The organism is Metabacillus litoralis, from assembly GCF_003667825.1.
Lineage (GTDB): Bacteria > Bacillota > Bacilli > Bacillales > Bacillaceae > Metabacillus > Metabacillus litoralis_B.
The window spans coordinates 125,001-140,986 of the sequence record NZ_CP033043.1; the positions used below are offsets into that span (position 1 = coordinate 125,001).

11 protein-coding genes and 2 rRNA genes (1 of these 13 only partly in view) are annotated in these 15,986 nt (G+C 38.3%); 8 read left to right on the forward strand and 5 right to left on the reverse strand.

Features of this window, described 5'->3' with window-relative positions:
* Together D9842_RS00510 and rrf are read left to right on the forward strand one after the other, a co-directional pair.
* A 23S ribosomal RNA gene (locus D9842_RS00510) occupies positions 1-1,625 on the forward strand; it begins 1,326 nt to the left of the window's first position.
* Between the two features lie 77 nt (positions 1,626-1,702).
* Positions 1,703-1,818, forward strand: a 5S ribosomal RNA gene (gene rrf / locus D9842_RS00515).
* A 504-nt stretch (positions 1,819-2,322) separates the two neighbouring features.
* On the opposite strand, the gene D9842_RS00520 is transcribed toward rrf, so the two are convergent.
* The 5 genes from D9842_RS00520 to D9842_RS00540 form a co-directional block, all read right to left on the reverse strand.
* Positions 2,323-2,808: a spore coat protein gene (locus tag D9842_RS00520; protein ID WP_121660789.1), complete on the reverse strand. Its 486-nt coding sequence runs from the start codon at positions 2,806-2,808 to the stop codon at positions 2,323-2,325.
* A 288-nt stretch (positions 2,809-3,096) separates the two neighbouring features.
* Positions 3,097-3,780 carry a DUF4956 domain-containing protein gene (locus D9842_RS00525; protein ID WP_121660790.1) on the reverse strand — a complete coding sequence of 228 codons (684 nt, stop codon included), beginning with the start codon at positions 3,778-3,780 and terminating at the stop codon, positions 3,097-3,099.
* Between the two features lie 50 nt (positions 3,781-3,830).
* Positions 3,831-4,529, reverse strand: coding sequence for a polyphosphate polymerase domain-containing protein (locus D9842_RS00530; RefSeq protein ID WP_121660791.1), 699 nt, complete (start codon positions 4,527-4,529; stop codon positions 3,831-3,833).
* Between the two features lie 204 nt (positions 4,530-4,733).
* The gene (locus D9842_RS00535) at positions 4,734-6,038 is read right to left on the reverse strand and encodes a sensor histidine kinase (protein WP_121660792.1); all 1,305 of its coding nucleotides are present in this window, start codon (positions 6,036-6,038) and stop codon (positions 4,734-4,736) included.
* On the reverse strand, positions 6,031-6,717 hold the full coding sequence (locus D9842_RS00540; RefSeq protein WP_121660793.1) for a response regulator transcription factor: 687 nt from the start codon (positions 6,715-6,717) through the stop codon (positions 6,031-6,033). The genes D9842_RS00535 and D9842_RS00540 overlap by 8 nt, the downstream gene beginning before the upstream one ends.
* Positions 6,718-7,170: 453 nt before the next feature.
* Between D9842_RS00540 and D9842_RS00545 the strand changes: the two genes are divergently transcribed.
* From D9842_RS00545 to D9842_RS00570, 6 genes are all read left to right on the forward strand, one after another.
* Positions 7,171-9,243, forward strand: a complete 2,073-nt coding sequence (locus D9842_RS00545; RefSeq protein WP_121660794.1) for a carbohydrate-binding domain-containing protein — start codon at positions 7,171-7,173, stop codon at positions 9,241-9,243.
* 238 nt (positions 9,244-9,481) lie between these two features.
* A complete protein-coding gene (locus D9842_RS00550) occupies positions 9,482-10,204 on the forward strand; it encodes a (Fe-S)-binding protein (RefSeq protein ID WP_121660795.1) in 723 nt (240 codons plus the stop codon).
* 1 nt (position 10,205) lies between these two features.
* Entirely contained in the window at positions 10,206-11,630 is a 1,425-nt protein-coding gene (locus tag D9842_RS00555; protein ID WP_121660796.1) for a LutB/LldF family L-lactate oxidation iron-sulfur protein, read from the forward strand.
* A gap of 1 nt (position 11,631) precedes the next feature.
* Entirely contained in the window at positions 11,632-12,363 is a 732-nt protein-coding gene (locus D9842_RS00560) for a LutC/YkgG family protein (RefSeq protein WP_121660797.1), read from the forward strand.
* Positions 12,364-12,604: 241 nt separating this feature from the next.
* Complete coding sequence (locus D9842_RS00565) at positions 12,605-14,674, forward strand: bifunctional aldolase/short-chain dehydrogenase (protein WP_121660798.1); 2,070 nt, start codon at positions 12,605-12,607, stop codon at positions 14,672-14,674.
* Positions 14,675-14,888: 214 nt separating this feature from the next.
* Positions 14,889-15,659, forward strand: coding sequence for a DeoR/GlpR family DNA-binding transcription regulator (locus D9842_RS00570; protein WP_121660799.1), 771 nt, complete (start codon positions 14,889-14,891; stop codon positions 15,657-15,659).
* Positions 15,660-15,986: the final 327 nt, after the last annotated feature.

Below are 15,986 nucleotides of genomic sequence, written 5' to 3' on the forward strand. Positions count from 1 at the left end.
AGTAGCGAAAGAGGGGTGAGAATCCCCTCCACCGAATGCCTAAGGTTTCCTGAGGAAGGCTCGTCCGCTCAGGGTAAGTCGGGACCTAAGCCGAGGCCGAAAGGCGTAGGCGATGGACAACAGGTTGAAATTCCTGTACCACCTCCTCACCGTTTGAGCAATGGGGGGACGCAGAAGGATAGGGTAAGCGCGCTGTTGGATATGCGCGTCCAAGCAGTTAGGCTGACAATGAGGCAAATCCCGTTGTCGTGAAGGCTGAGCTGTGATGGCGAGGGAATTATAGTACCGAAGTTCCTGATTCCACACTGCCAAGAAAAGCCTCTAGCGAGGTGAGAGGTGCCCGTACCGCAAACCGACACAGGTAGGCGAGGAGAGAATCCTAAGGTGAGCGAGAGAACTCTCGTTAAGGAACTCGGCAAAATGACCCCGTAACTTCGGGAGAAGGGGTGCTTTTTAGGGTGAATAGCCCGGAAAAGCCGCAGTGAATAGGCCCAGGCGACTGTTTAGCAAAAACACAGGTCTCTGCGAAGCCGCAAGGCGAAGTATAGGGGCTGACGCCTGCCCGGTGCTGGAAGGTTAAGGGGAGAGGTTAGCGCAAGCAAAGCTTTGAACCGAAGCCCCAGTAAACGGCGGCCGTAACTATAACGGTCCTAAGGTAGCGAAATTCCTTGTCGGGTAAGTTCCGACCCGCACGAAAGGCGTAACGATCTGGGCACTGTCTCAACGAGAGACTCGGTGAAATTATAGTACCTGTGAAGATGCAGGTTACCCGCGACAGGACGGAAAGACCCCGTGGAGCTTTACTGTAGCCTGATATTGAATTTTGGTACAGCTTGTACAGGATAGGTAGGAGCCTGAGAAGCCGGAGCACTAGCTTCGGTGGAGGCGTCGGTGGGATACTACCCTGGCTGTATTGAAATTCTAACCCACAGCCCTGATCGGGCTGGGAGACAGTGTCAGGTGGGCAGTTTGACTGGGGCGGTCGCCTCCTAAAATGTAACGGAGGCGCCCAAAGGTTCCCTCAGAATGGTTGGAAATCATTCGTAGAGTGTAAAGGCACAAGGGAGCTTGACTGCGAGACCTACAAGTCGAGCAGGGACGAAAGTCGGGCTTAGTGATCCGGTGGTTCCGCATGGAAGGGCCATCGCTCAACGGATAAAAGCTACCCCGGGGATAACAGGCTTATCTCCCCCAAGAGTCCACATCGACGGGGAGGTTTGGCACCTCGATGTCGGCTCATCGCATCCTGGGGCTGTAGTCGGTCCCAAGGGTTGGGCTGTTCGCCCATTAAAGCGGTACGCGAGCTGGGTTCAGAACGTCGTGAGACAGTTCGGTCCCTATCCGTCGTGGGCGTAGGAAATTTGAGAGGAGCTGTCCTTAGTACGAGAGGACCGGGATGGACGCACCGCTGGTGTACCAGTTGTCTTGCCAAAGGCATAGCTGGGTAGCTATGTGCGGAAGGGATAAGTGCTGAAAGCATCTAAGCATGAAGCCCCCCTCAAGATGAGATTTCCCATAGCATTAGCTAGTAAGATCCCTGAAAGATGATCAGGTTGATAGGTCAGAGGTGGAAGCGTGGTGACACGTGGAGCTGACTGATACTAATCGATCGAGGACTTAACCTAATAAAAGCGTAAGCTTAGTGAATTGAATTGTGAATCGTTATCTAGTTTTGAAGGAACATCCTTCAAACTAAATATTATTTGGTGATGATGGCGAAGAGGTCACACCCGTTCCCATGCCGAACACGGAAGTTAAGCTCTTCAGCGCCGATGGTAGTTGGGGGTTTCCCCCTGTGAGAGTAGGACGTCGCCAAGTAAGATGGAAAAAAGATCAGTAGAGATGCTGGTCTTTTTTTGTATAATAAAAAGGTGGGAAAATCGAAGATTTGAATATGAGAAGTGAAAGACTAAATAAGACTACTAGCCAGAGGCTTGGGAGAAGCAAGAAGTTCAAGGAAGCGCAGGGAATGAAGACCGGAGTGTGCGGTCTTGGCACATGAGGATCTGAACGAACAAGCTGACGCGGAGATTCGCCGCTTATCGCAAGCTGATAGTCCGAACGCGGAAGGTAAGCTCTTGCGCCGATGGTAGTTGGGGGTTTCCCCCTGTGAGAGTAGGACGTCGCCAAGTAATAGGAAGAAGATCAGTAGAGATACTGGTCTTTTTTTATAGAATTAAGTGGTGGAAAAATTGAAGATTTGAAATTGAGAAGTAGAAGACTAAATAAGTCAACAAGCCAAAAACAACCCCCGAATAGTCAACTTATAGTGTCTACTATTCGGGGGTAATTGAAAGGGCTGCGTATTTTTATATTAACTATTTAAAGAATGTCAATGTCAGCAACTAAAGCAACAAGGACTTGTAATAGAGCTTGAAGAGAGACTGCAACATCTGTATCAGTAGTTGTAATATTTACATTTCTAGAGTTTTTAATAACTAGGTTTTGTTTATTTAATTGCTTAATATCAGCTTCCTGCAGTAGTTGGTGAGTGATCTTTTCTGCTTGGTCGCTATCAGCAATTGTTAGGTTAACAACTAGAGCGATAGCAGCTTGAATAGCAACCTGTAAAGAAGCAGCAACTTGAGTATCAGTTGAAGATACTTCAATCTCACAAGAGTCTCTTATAATAATTGCTTCAGAAGAGATTTGTTCTGTTTCATTTATTTGATTACTACCTTGAGAACCTGTTTTATCGTCTTCAACGAAGAAATTATTTACATCTAACACCTCTTGGTAAGAATCATTGTTTGTTGACTGACATGATTTCGAGTTTAATTTAGCCCATTTATACGGTTTTGCTAGCATGATCTTAATTCCTCCTTTCGGTGTAATACCATTAGATGTCTTATAGGATATTTTGTGTAGTGTAAGTATCTTGATGATTTAGCCCTTTTAGCTTTTTCGGTAAAGTTCTAAATCTATAAGGAGAATTACCTTGAAATGAATAATTAAGGGAAAACAAGTTTTGAGGAAAACAAAGAATGATGAATAAATTAACTCAACCTAATTACCTGACCAGATGAATTTCAAAAAAATCGCACCTATCTTAAAAGAATACGAGCAAAGACTTGGAGTCTAAGCTCGTATATACACTTAAGCAGTGAAATTGCCATCATAACTTAGCATAACTGCCGATTTAACTGATTCCATATCAGAAATATTATTAATAAATCCTAAATCAGACTCTTTCACGCGAATTTCGTACGTAATTTCAAAGTCATCACCAGGCATAACAGATTTAGATTTAATGGTATGCTTTTGTGAGCTTTCTGCCACGACATGTTCAATTGAATTTTCAATAGATATATCATTATATTTCACGATTAAAAGGTAAGGATTTTCAATTTTAATTTTATTAACAAAAATAAGTAATACAGCTCCAATTAAGATCGAGCCAATAATAACTAGAGGAATAAAGCCTGCGCCACATAGGATACCAGCAACAATTGCCCAGAAAATATACACAATATCCATAGGATCTTTAATAGGTGTTCTAAAACGTACAATCGATAACGCACCAACCATACCAAGAGATAATAGAACGTTTGATGAAATCCCCATGATAATTAAAGCTGTAGCCATCGACATAACAATTAGCGAAATATTAAATGTGTGTGAGTAAATAACACCAGAGAATGTTTTCTTATACACCCAATATATAAAGAGTCCTACAGCAAATGCCACAAGTAACCCGATCAGTGAATCTACTACTGAGAAACTGCTTGTTTTTTCTAAAATGCTAGATTTGAAGATATCATTAAAGTTTAAGTTTTCCATTTTATATTTCCTCCAAGGTGCAATTCTTCTTTTTAATTTATTTATCTATTTCAGCCGTACATTCTACAAATTTGATATTTCGAGTAAGCGCCTGCTCTTAAGTTGCTTACTTGAAGCAAATGTTTGATCATACTTGGCAAATATTCATCAAATTTGACTTCGAGAACGACAATATCAGGATTTGTATCGATCATCGCCAAATCTGGGTTAAGAACATCATTGTTTCGAAAGCTCGTTCGAATAGAGCTATCAAAGGTAATGCGAACATTTCCATGTTTATAAATGAACACCTCCCTTTCATAATCAACAACGGTTACTGGTTTTAACTGAAATAGATTCATTTGATGGTATAACTCTTGTATGAGTGATCTTGAATCATGTTCCATCCAACTAATGTCTCCAAACCGTATTTGTTCATATTCCTCAGCCGTTATTCGGCATTTTTGTTTGAAAGTAAGGTTGTTACGTTTGCTTTTTTTTTCTAAATTCAAGTAGCTTATATTAAAGTCGTATAATCTAACGCGAAATTTATCACGTTCGTAGTAACCTTCTTTTTTCTGATTTAACACTTTATTTTCGAAGTTATCAAAATAAACACTTCGTATTAAATATTTTCCATCACGATTAGCGTGAGGATCTACTTCCATATAATGTTTAAGTTTATTCCGAAGCAGGTAGCATTCCATTTGGGTCATTTCATGCTTTAGTTCTCTTCGGCCTTTTGTTCCGTTTAAGTTCATAGCCTTCATGATTCATGTCTCCTTTTCTCAACTTCCTTGAAACCCATTATTAAGGACGAACCTTAAACAAACCTTAAAAGCTTTAAATTTTATAAAAAATGTTTTTTAAATATATGAAGTTTGAGAATTAGACAGGTGTCTGGTCTTATCTGACAGGGCTTAGAAAAATAAAACAGGCTATCAAGATAATGATAGCCTGTTAAAATACTTTGTTTACTTTTTGGGTAATTTCACGATAAAAGTTGTACCGTTATGCTGGTTTTCACTAACACTAATTGTGCCGTTATGTTGTGTGACAATCCATTGAGCAATGGAAAGACCGAGTCCGGAGCCGCCAGTTTCCCTCGATCGTGCTCGGTCTTCACGATAAAAACGATCAAATATATATTTCATGTTTTGTTTATCAATTCCGATACCTGTGTCAGTCACCTCAATTACGACTTTGTGATCCTCATTATAGGTTTTTACTCCAATGCTATCCCTCTCAGAAGTGTATTTTAGTGCATTATCAAGTAAGATAACTAAGAGCTGATGAAGGCGTTGCTCATCTGCTTCTATTTCAATTTTACTATTTAACTTTAGCCACACATGTTTTTCTTGAGACTCAGCAATGTCCATATAAGGATTGCAGACCTTTTTAATAAAATTGTCTATGCTAACAGAATGCTTATTAAGCTGTGATTCTGCTGAATCAGCTCTTGCTAATGTTAGAAGATCAGATGTTAGCTTTGATAATCTTCTAGTCTCTGAAAGACTAAGGGCTATGTTTTCAAACTTATTCATAATTTTTTCATGTGGGGCTGTAAGCAATAGCTCTAGTTTGTTTTGAATAATTGTAAGTGGTGTTCTTAACTCATGTGATGCATTCTCAACAAACTCTGCTTGCTTGTTCCAGGACTTAATTATTGGCTTCATCATTCTTTTTGAAAGAATATAACTAGCTGAGATTGATAGAATGATGAAAATAGAAGAACAAATAATAATTAAGTTCCCAAAATTGGCTAAAATAGTTTGTTCTGGATCTGTATTAATTAAGAGCTGTACATACTCAACATCGTCACCCTCAGTCTGATCTTCAAAAACAATAGATCGAAAGTTGTAAAGATCATTAATGGTCATATTTGTGATTACATTTACATTTTCTTTATCAAGCTCATACTCCTGAAAATAACTTTCATAAATGGTTGTTCCAATTTCATTTTGATTTACGATCTCACCCTCATTATTCCAATGTAGCATCATAATTCTTGGGTTTGGATTATTGGGACCCTTTCTATCATTAGGATTTTGTGGACCATCATCATCCTCAAAGCGAGGGGGGCGTGCTTCTTCATTTGGAAGATCATCGCTCACTTTTTCTTTAAATGCTAAAAGTTCCTCGTCTGTTTTTGTAAAAAGGGTGCTTTTTACCTGACTAAAAATAATAACACCAAAAATAGTGAAAATCACCGTGAATGAAATGAAGCTAAAAATCATGAACTTTAGCTGTTCTTTTCTAAAAACCTTTTGTTTACCCAAGATCATCACCACTGTCGGATAACATGTAGCCTAATCCACGAAAAGTTTTAATGTATTGATCATAGTTATATTTTTTTAATGTTTTTCTTAAGTTGCTTGCATAAACCTCAACAACTGTTGTTGAAGTATCGGATTCAAATCCCCAAATTCGGTCGAAAATCTGTTCTTTTGTTAATATCGTGTTTTTATTATTGATGAAGTATTCAAGTAAATCAAACTGCTTGCCGTTTAACTTAACAAGTTCTTCGCCTATAGAAGCTGTTTTATATTTTAGGTTTATTTTTAATTCTTTGAAGGAAATGACATTTTCTTTTAAATCTCCGCCAGATCTTCTAACAATAGCTTCTAATCTTAGGAGCAGCTCTTCCCGATGAAACGGTTTGACAAGATAATCATCTGCTCCAACCTTAAATCCTTTAATTTTATCATCAATAGCATCCTTAGCAGTAAGTATAATGACAGGTGTGGTGATTTGCTTTTTTCTTAATTCCTGTAAAACTTCGTACCCGTTCATATTTGGCATCATAATATCTAAAATAATGCAGTCAAAAATATTTTGCTCTGCGAAAAATAATCCTTCTTCACCATCAAAAGCCTGTTCTGTTTCAAACATTTCCTGCGTTGTTTCTTTTATTGTTTGGGATAAGTAGTGATCATCCTCTATAATTAATAACTTCATATTCGTGTTCACCTTCTATTATTTTTCTTCTAATGACATCCTTGAATAGATTTGATTATAGAGGTAATGAATGAAAATGCAAAATGTTTTTTTATGCTTTCCACATTTGGTAGGTGGATCTGCAGGGCAAAACTAAGTGGATCCATTTGATGAACGACAAACCAAGCAGGAAACAGAAGGGAAATGTCGTTCATAGCGTTGATGAACGACAAACCAAGTAAGAAACAGAAGGTGAATGTCGTTCATACGTAAAAAATTCATACTCGAATGAGGTCAAATAACATTTTGACCATCCCCAATCTATAATCAAATTTAAAAAATTAGAAAATGTAAATATTATTAAGTTTTTTAAGGTTTTGTTAAGGTTCATAAAAGATAATGTTAATCACCGGGAAAACAGATTCTGTTTAAGCCCTTCTGGAATCTTAATAAAAGAAAAAAGGAGATCAAAATATGAAGCTTTTAAAAGTAGCCTCCATTCTAATGTCATCAGCACTATTATTTGCATGTGCAAATAATTCAACATCCACAACAGGCACAACAACTGAAACAGCAAGTGCGGATATAGAAAAACTTAACACTTTAATTAGTGAATCTGTTTCTTATAAGGACGATGACTACTATACGAACTATGAAGAAGAAAATCCAACGTACATCGAATTAAATGGTTCTGATGTCTCTTTTGATGCTAATGCATCGGTTCTCTATTCAGAAAATACCTTAACAATTAAAACAGGTGGTACTTACGTGTTAAGCGGAAATTTGGAAAACGGTCAAATCGTTGTGGATGCGGAGGATAAAAATACGGTAAGGCTTGTGCTAAACGGAGTTACGATCAGTTCCACAACAAGCTCTGCTATATATGTACTTAACGCTGAAAAAACAACCATCTCACTAGTTGAAGGCACAGAAAACGTCATAACAGATGCTTCAGAATATGTTTATGAAAATTCCTCTGAAGACGAGCCAAATTCAGCCATTTATAGTAAAGATGATCTTACGATAAATGGAACAGGTAAACTTATCGTGCATGGAAATTATAATAATGGAATTTCTAGTAACGATAAACTAAAGATTACAGGTGGAAATATTCAGATTGATGCTGTTGATGATGGAATAATTGGACGAGACCTTGTTGCTGTAAAGGAAGGAACAGTAACAATTGATGCAGGAGGAGATGGAATAAGGTCTACTAATGATGAAGATGATTTAAAAGGATCTATTGTCATTGAAGGAGGCACTTACGATATTGTATCAGAAAATGATGGAGTACAAGCTGTTGCTTCATTATTAATATCAGATGGTACTTTTAACATAACGACTGGTGGCGGAAGTCCTGAAACAATAACAGTTGCTAACGATATGATGGGAAAAATGGGTGAACAAGGTGAAGTAACAACAACTACTACCACTGAATCCGAAAGTTACAAGGGATTAAAAGCTGTTACGAATATAGTGGTTGGTGGAGGAATATTTACAATTGATTCAAAAGATGATGCTGTACACAGTAATAATACAATAACCATAGCTAGTGGGGACTTATCGGTAGCCTCTGGTGATGATGGAATCCACGCAGATACTTCACTTGTCACATCAGGTGGAAAGATTAAAGTTACGAAAAGTTATGAAGGCATGGAAAGCCAGCTAATTACAATCAATGGTGGAGACATAAACCTCACAACAAGTGATGACGGCATTAATGTTGGTGGAGGTAATGATGGTTCTGGTATGGATATGCATGCAGCATCTGAAAATAACTTGTTACAAATTAATGGTGGTCATATTGTAGTAAATGCAGAAGGTGATGGCCTCGATTCGAATGGATATATTGAAATGACAGATGGAACTGTTCTTGTAGATGGTCCAACCGGAAATGGGAACGGATCACTTGACTATGGTGGAAGTTTTACGATGAGTGGTGGGTTTTTAGTAGCAGCTGGAAGCTCTGGAATGCTCCAAGCTATTGCAGAAGAGTCTTCACAAAACGGAATCTTAATGACATATCCAGAAACACAAGCAGCTGATACACTTATTCACCTGGAAGATAGCGAAGGGAACAGTATTCTAAATTTTGCTCCAGCTAAAGACTATCAAGCGGTTTTCATTAGTTCACCACAATTAATGAAGGAAAGCTCATATTCTCTTTATTCAGGAGGAAAAGCTACAGGGGAAGAAGTAGATGGACTATACACAAATGGCATATACGAAGCCGGAACAAAAATAGTTGATTTCACGATTACTGATACAGTAACTTGGTTAAATGAATCAGGAGTGACAACTGCACAAAGTTCGGGAGGTCCAGGTGGCTTTGGTGGAGGTGCTGGTGGAACAGGAGAAAGACCGCAAATGGGCAATAGAGGCGACATGTTTGCAGACATGGATGAAGAAACAAGAGAAAAAGTGGAAGCAATTATGGAAAAACAAAGATCAGGTGAAATAACTCAAGAAGAAGCTCAAGCTCAGCTGGAAGAACTAGGCGTGGAGATTCCAATTATGAGTGAGCGACCACAAATGAATGAAAATTAAATAATAATTTTTAAGGGTAGAGGTATGGGAATGCTTCTACCCTTTTTATTTGCGATTTTGATGTCATTCAAATAGTATTGAAAACAATAAATTTTGTCGATAACAAAATTAAAACAACATAAAACCAGTAAAATTTAATATAAACAAAAATAAACGGTATTAAAACAAAACAATAAGTAGTATAATCGATAATAAAGAAACCAAAAGGATTGGTTTAATAAGAGTGGGGGTTATTTGAATGAAGGTCTCTCTTTTTATTACATGTCTTGCCGATGTGTTTTATTCCAATGTTGGTAAGCATACTGTAGAGCTTTTAGAAAAACTCGGTTGTGAAGTGGATTTTCCAGAGCAACAAACATGCTGTGGACAGCCTGCCTATAATAGCGGATATCATAAGGAAACAAAAGAAGTGGCTAAGCATATGATTCGGACGTTTGAAAAATCAGATTATGTTGTAGGTCCTTCTGGATCTTGTGTAGCGATGCTTCATGAATACAGTCATTTATTTAAAGATGAGCCCGTTTGGAAAGAAAAAGCAGAAAAACTAGCGGATAAATCTTACGAATTAACTCAATTTATCGTTGATGTTTTAAAAGTAGAAAGCGTGAATGCTAGTTTACCAGCATGTGCAACGTATCATAAATCCTGCCATATGACACGCTTACTCGGAGTAAAAGATGCTCCAGGAAAGCTTTTAGAACAGGTGGAAGGATTGGATATAAAACCTCTTCCTAATAGTCATGATTGCTGCGGATTTGGGGGAACATTCTCAGTGAAAATGGTCCCTATTTCAGAGCAAATGGTAGATGAAAAGGTCCGACATGTTGAAGAAACAGGTGCTGAAGTACTCATTGGGGCTGATTGTGGCTGCTTAATGAATATCGGAGGTAGAATTAATCGTAAAGGTAAGCCTATTAAGGTGATGCATATAGCCGAAGTATTGAATAGCGAGGTGAAGTAAGGTGGCCATGAAAATTAGCGATGATAAATTCTTTGATCGTGTTGAAAAAGGTGTTAACAATACATTTATGCGCAGTGCTGTTGCATCCGCTCAAGAAAGAATGCAAGGAAAACGGCTAGCTGCAACAGAAGAGCTTGGGAATTGGGAAGAATGGCGAAAGCTCGGGGAAGAAATTAGAACTCATACACTAGAAAATCTCGACTACTATTTAGAACAACTTAGTGAAAACGTTGTAAAACGTGGAGGTCATGTATTTTTTGCTTCAACAAAGGAAGAAGCAAATGAGTACATTACAAAGGTAGCGAAAGAGAAGCAAGCCAAAAAAGTGGTTAAGTCAAAGTCAATGGTAACAGAGGAAATTCATTTAAACAGTGCTTTAGAAAAGGCTGGCTGTGAAGTGGTTGAAACAGATTTAGGTGAATACATTCTGCAGCTTGATGATCATGATCCACCATCACATATTGTTGTACCTGCTCTTCATAAAAACAAAGAACAAATTCGTGACACGTTTAAAGAAAAACGAGGCTATGATAAATCAGAAATTCCAGAAGAACTTGCTCTTTTTGCTAGAGAACAGTTAAGACAAGAATTTTTAAGTGCGGATCTAGGCATTACAGGGTGTAACTTTGCAGTTGCAGAATCTGGTTCTATTAGTCTCGTAACGAATGAAGGAAATGCTGGTCTTGTAACCGCTTTACCCAAAGCGCAAATTACCGTTATGGGAATGGAGCGGATCGTTCCAACATGGGAAGAACTTGATATCATGGTAAGTCTACTTTGCAGAAGCTCTGTTGGACAAAAATTAACTAGCTACATTACAGGACTAACTGGACCAAAAGATGAGGGTGACGTTGATGGACCTGAAGAATTCCATCTCGTTATCGTCGATAATGGACGTTCAAATATTTTAGGAACAGAATTCCAAAGTGCTTTACATTGTATTCGTTGTGCAGCTTGTGTGAATGTATGCCCTGTTTATCGCCATGTTGGTGGACATTCATATGGCTCAATTTATGCAGGTCCAATTGGTGCGGTATTATCACCGTTGCTTGGTGGATATGAGGATTACAAGGAACTGCCTTATGCATCATCATTATGTGCAGCCTGTACAGATGCCTGCCCTGTAAAAATACCTCTTCATGAACTATTAATTAAGCATCGTAGAAAAATTGTAGAAGATGAAAAGAAATCACCATTTGGAGAAAAGCTAGCAATGAAAGGTTTTCAGCTTGCGGCGAGTTCACCAAGTCTTTATAAAACAGGAACTAAATCAGCTTCTTCCGTTATGGCACCTTTTACAAAGGAAAATAATATCCAAAAAGGACCTGGCCCAATGAAGCCATGGACAGATGTACGTGATTTTCCAGCTCCAAGTAAAGAAAGATTCCGAGACTGGTATAAAAAGAGAGAAAAGGGAGGGAAATAAGATGGCAGAAGGACAAATTCATCATCGAGATTTCTTTCTTAGTACGGTTGCTGAAAAGCTAGGAAGAGAAAGGAGAAAAACAGTCACAAAACCACAATGGACAACAACCCCTCAGTATGATGTATTGAAAGATGCTTCACAGGATGAATTAGTGGAAGTACTTAAGAAGCATTGTGAAGTAATTCATACTCAGTTTATTGAAACGAGCTTGGACAAACTAACAGAGAAAATTCGTGAGGTTTTTGAACAGTACGAAGTAGCCAGTGTTGTTACATGGAAAGATGAACGTCATAAAGAGTTTGGGTTAGAAGAGAATCTATTAGACAAACTTCCTCAAGAAAATATTGACGTTCATATTTGGGATCCTGTTCTTAAAGAGAAAAATATTGAAGCAGCAGAAAAAGCAGATGTTGGGATTACCTTTAGTGATATTACTCTAGCAGAATCAGGTACAGTTGTATTATTCAGTAGCAAAAATAAAGGGAGATCTGTTAGCTTATTACCTAAAACATATATTGCTATTGTTCCTAAAAGTACTTTAGTTCCTAGAATGACACAAGCAACTGCTTATATTAACAAACAAGTAAAGGAAGGCAAAAACATCTCATCTTGTATTGATTTTATTACAGGTCCAAGTAATAGTGCTGACATTGAATTGAACCTTATCGTTGGGGTTCATGGACCAATTAAAGCAACATATATTCTTGTTGATGATACAGCGAGACTCCCATGAGTGGGGGGGTTATCCCCATTCATGGTTAGCGAGACTTATCGGATCTTAACGGGCAGTTATCCCCCACCTATCTTCATTGCTTCTCTAGAATCTTTAGGTGGGGGGTTACTGCCCGTTAAGAATGGGATAAATAAATTCAAAAATAAACAAAAAACTTATTCAAAAATAAACAAACATAGTATATAATAAAAAACAGATAAACAAACAAAAACAGATACGAAACAATAGAGGAGGAAATACAGTGGTACAAAGTTTATGGAATAAAGAGAAAGCAGCTTCAATATCTCAAGGAGTAGAAGAGCTTGTATATCGTTCTAATTTAATTGGTTCAGATCGTGCTGTATGTAACTGGGGTGGTGGAAACACTTCAATGAAAACAATTGAAAAAGATTTCCGTGGCCGTGACGTAGAAGTGATGTACGTAAAAGGTAGTGGATCAGATTTAGCGACGATGAAAGCACACAACTTTACTGGCTTAAGAATGGAAGATATTCGTCCATTAATCGAACGTGACGAAATGCCAGACGAAGAGATGGTTGCTTACCTTGCACATTGCATGATCGATAGCAAGCATCCACGTGCATCCATCGAAACTCTATTACATGCATTCTTACCGTTCAAGCATGTTGACCATACACACCCAGACGCAATCATCGGTCTTTGCTGTGCAGACAATGGCCGCCAAATTGCTGAAGAAATTTACGGAGATCGTTTCGTGTGGGTGCCATATGTACGCCCAGGATTCACACTTTCAAAAATGATCGCAGAAGGTGTTAAAAACAATCCAAACGCAGAATTAGTCTTAATGGAAAAACACGGTCTTGTTGTTTGGGGAGAAACAGCTGAAGAAAGCTATGAAAAAACAATTTCTGTTATTAACGAGGCAGAGCAATATATTCAAGCTAGATTAGTAGAAGAAAATGTATTTGGTGGACAAAAATTCGAAGCACTTTCTGAAGAAGATCGTAAAAACGCTTTAGCACAAGTTATGCCAGTAATTCGTGGTGCAGTTAGCGAAGAGAAGAAAATGCTTTTAACTTATGATGATGCAGAAGATGTTCTTCAATTTGTAAACAGCCATAATGCTCCAGAATTATCTCAAGTTGGTGCAGCATGTCCAGATCACTTAGTTCATACAAAAATGACACCATTATTCATTGACTGGAATCCACAATCTGAGGATGTTGCTAGCTTAGTAGAAAAAGTAAAAGCTGGAATCGATAGCTTTAAAGAAGAATACAAAGCATACTTCGAAAGAAACAAAAACGAAGGTGACAAAATTTCTGAAACAGCTCCACGTGTTATTTTAATTCCTGGTATTGGAATGGTGAACACGGGTAAAAACGTAGCTATGGCTAACGTAAGTGGTGCTTTATATCACCGTGCAATCGCAGTTATGAAACGTTCTACAACTTTAGGAAACTTTGTTTCTTTAAGTGAAAATGAATCATTTAATGTAGAATACTGGCCATTAGAGCTTTATAAATTATCTTTAGCTCCAGCAGAAGCTGAGTTTTCAAGACAGGTAGCATTTGTAACAGGTGGTGCTGGTGGGATTGGTAGCGAAACTTGCCGACAATTTGTAGCAGAGGGTGCTCATGTTGTGATCGCAGACCTTAACCTTGAAGGTGCTCAAAAGGTAGCGACAGAAATCAATGAGCAATACGGAGAAGGCCGCGCTTTAGCTGTGAAAATGGATGTTACGAGTGAAGAAGCGGTACAAGAAGCATTCAAGCAATCTGCTTTAACATACGGTGGTGTAGATATTATCGTAAACAATGCAGGTTTAGCAACTTCAAGCCCGTTCGATGAAACATCATTAAAAGAATGGAACCTAAACATGAACGTTCTAGGAACTGGTTATTTCTTAGTAGCACGTGAGGCGTTCAAACAAATGAAATCACAAGGTACTGGCGGAAACATGGTGTTTATCGGTTCGAAAAACTCTGTATATGCTGGTAAAAATGCAGCAGCATACAGCTCTGTTAAAGCAATGGAAACTCATCTTGCAAGATGTATTGCAGCTGAAGGTGGAGAATTTGGTATCCGTGTAAACTCAGTTCTTCCAGATGCAGTGCTTCAAGGATCAGCAATTTGGGGATCAAGCTGGAGGGAAGAACGTGCAGCAGCATATGGTATTCACCCGGATCAACTAGAAGAGCACTATCGTAAACGTACAACATTACTAGTGAACATCTATCCTAAAGATATTGCACAATCCATTTTATTCTTTGCCTCATCTAAATCAGACAGAACAACTGGATGTATGCTAACAGTTGATGGTGGAGTTCCAGCAGCATTTACTAGATAAAAAAAACAAACAAGGTGTAAAAGAAGATTGTTTCTCTTACACCTTGTTTTATAGACAATAATGTAAGCGCATAAGCACTAAAAACAATGCGTTCTACCCTATTCTATGTCATAATAATATCTAGAGCCTACAAGCGTAAGAGCTGACTCTTTAAGCAAGTAAGCTCATCTCATAATTAAAATTTTTCAGTGTGAGTTTTAGGAGGCAAACCGAGATGCTTGTAGCAGAAAGACATCGGAAAATCGTCGATGTTGTAAATGAAAAATTAAGTGTCCGAGTTACTGAATTAAGTAAGCTTTTTAAGGTAACAGAGGAAACAATCAGACGCGATTTGGAGAAATTAGAAAAAGAAAATCTACTACGCCGAAGTCATGGCGGTGCAGTTAGTATACAAGACGAACAAACAGAAGTTTCTTATACCGAAAGAGAAATTACGAATGCCGCTGAAAAGAGAGCAATTGCTGTAGAAGCGGTAAAGCTCATTCAGCCTGGTGATCAGATCGTGCTAGATGCAAGCACAACAGCATGGTATATGGCAAAAGAAATGCCGGACGTTCCATTAACTGTGTTAACAAATTCTATAAAAGTAGCAGTAGAACTTAGTAAAAAAGAACAAGTTCGTGTAATTTCCACTGGTGGAATGCTTCAGCCAAAGTCACTATCCTATGTTGGGCCATTAGCAGAAAGATCACTTAATATGTATCACGTAAATAAAGCATTTATTTCGTGTAAAGGTGTTCATATTGAAGCAGGATTAAGCGACTCAAACGAATGGCAGGCTCTTTTAAAAAGACAAATGATGTCAATATCAGATCAAACGATTTTAATGGCTGATTCTACGAAGTTTGGAGTACGAACATTTGCACAAATTACAGAAATCCAGAAAATCAGCTATGTAATCACTGACTCACTAATCAAAGAAAGCTATATCAGTGGGTTAGAGGAAAAAGGTGTACAGTTTAATACAGTGATGGTAAACGGATAACACATTTTACATGTTATCTGGATTTCACTTTAAAATCACCTCTATTTTAAGCGAATTTATATAGGGGAAGTTTGTCCTTCATTACTGATAGCGATGAAGGGCTTTTTACTCTTTTAATGAGTTTTTAGGATCATTAAAAGCTATGTTTGAGGTGAGTGCTGGTTGAGTTTTTCTTTAGTGGAATGAACTGGGGAAATAGTGAGAAGAAGAGCGAGCAGTTGTCTTGATAATGCAGGAATCGGGACAAGAAAAGAGCGGGAGATCGGGAATCTGTCTCTGTCTCGATAGTGTTGGAATCGGGACAAGAAAAGAGTTGAAGATCGGGAA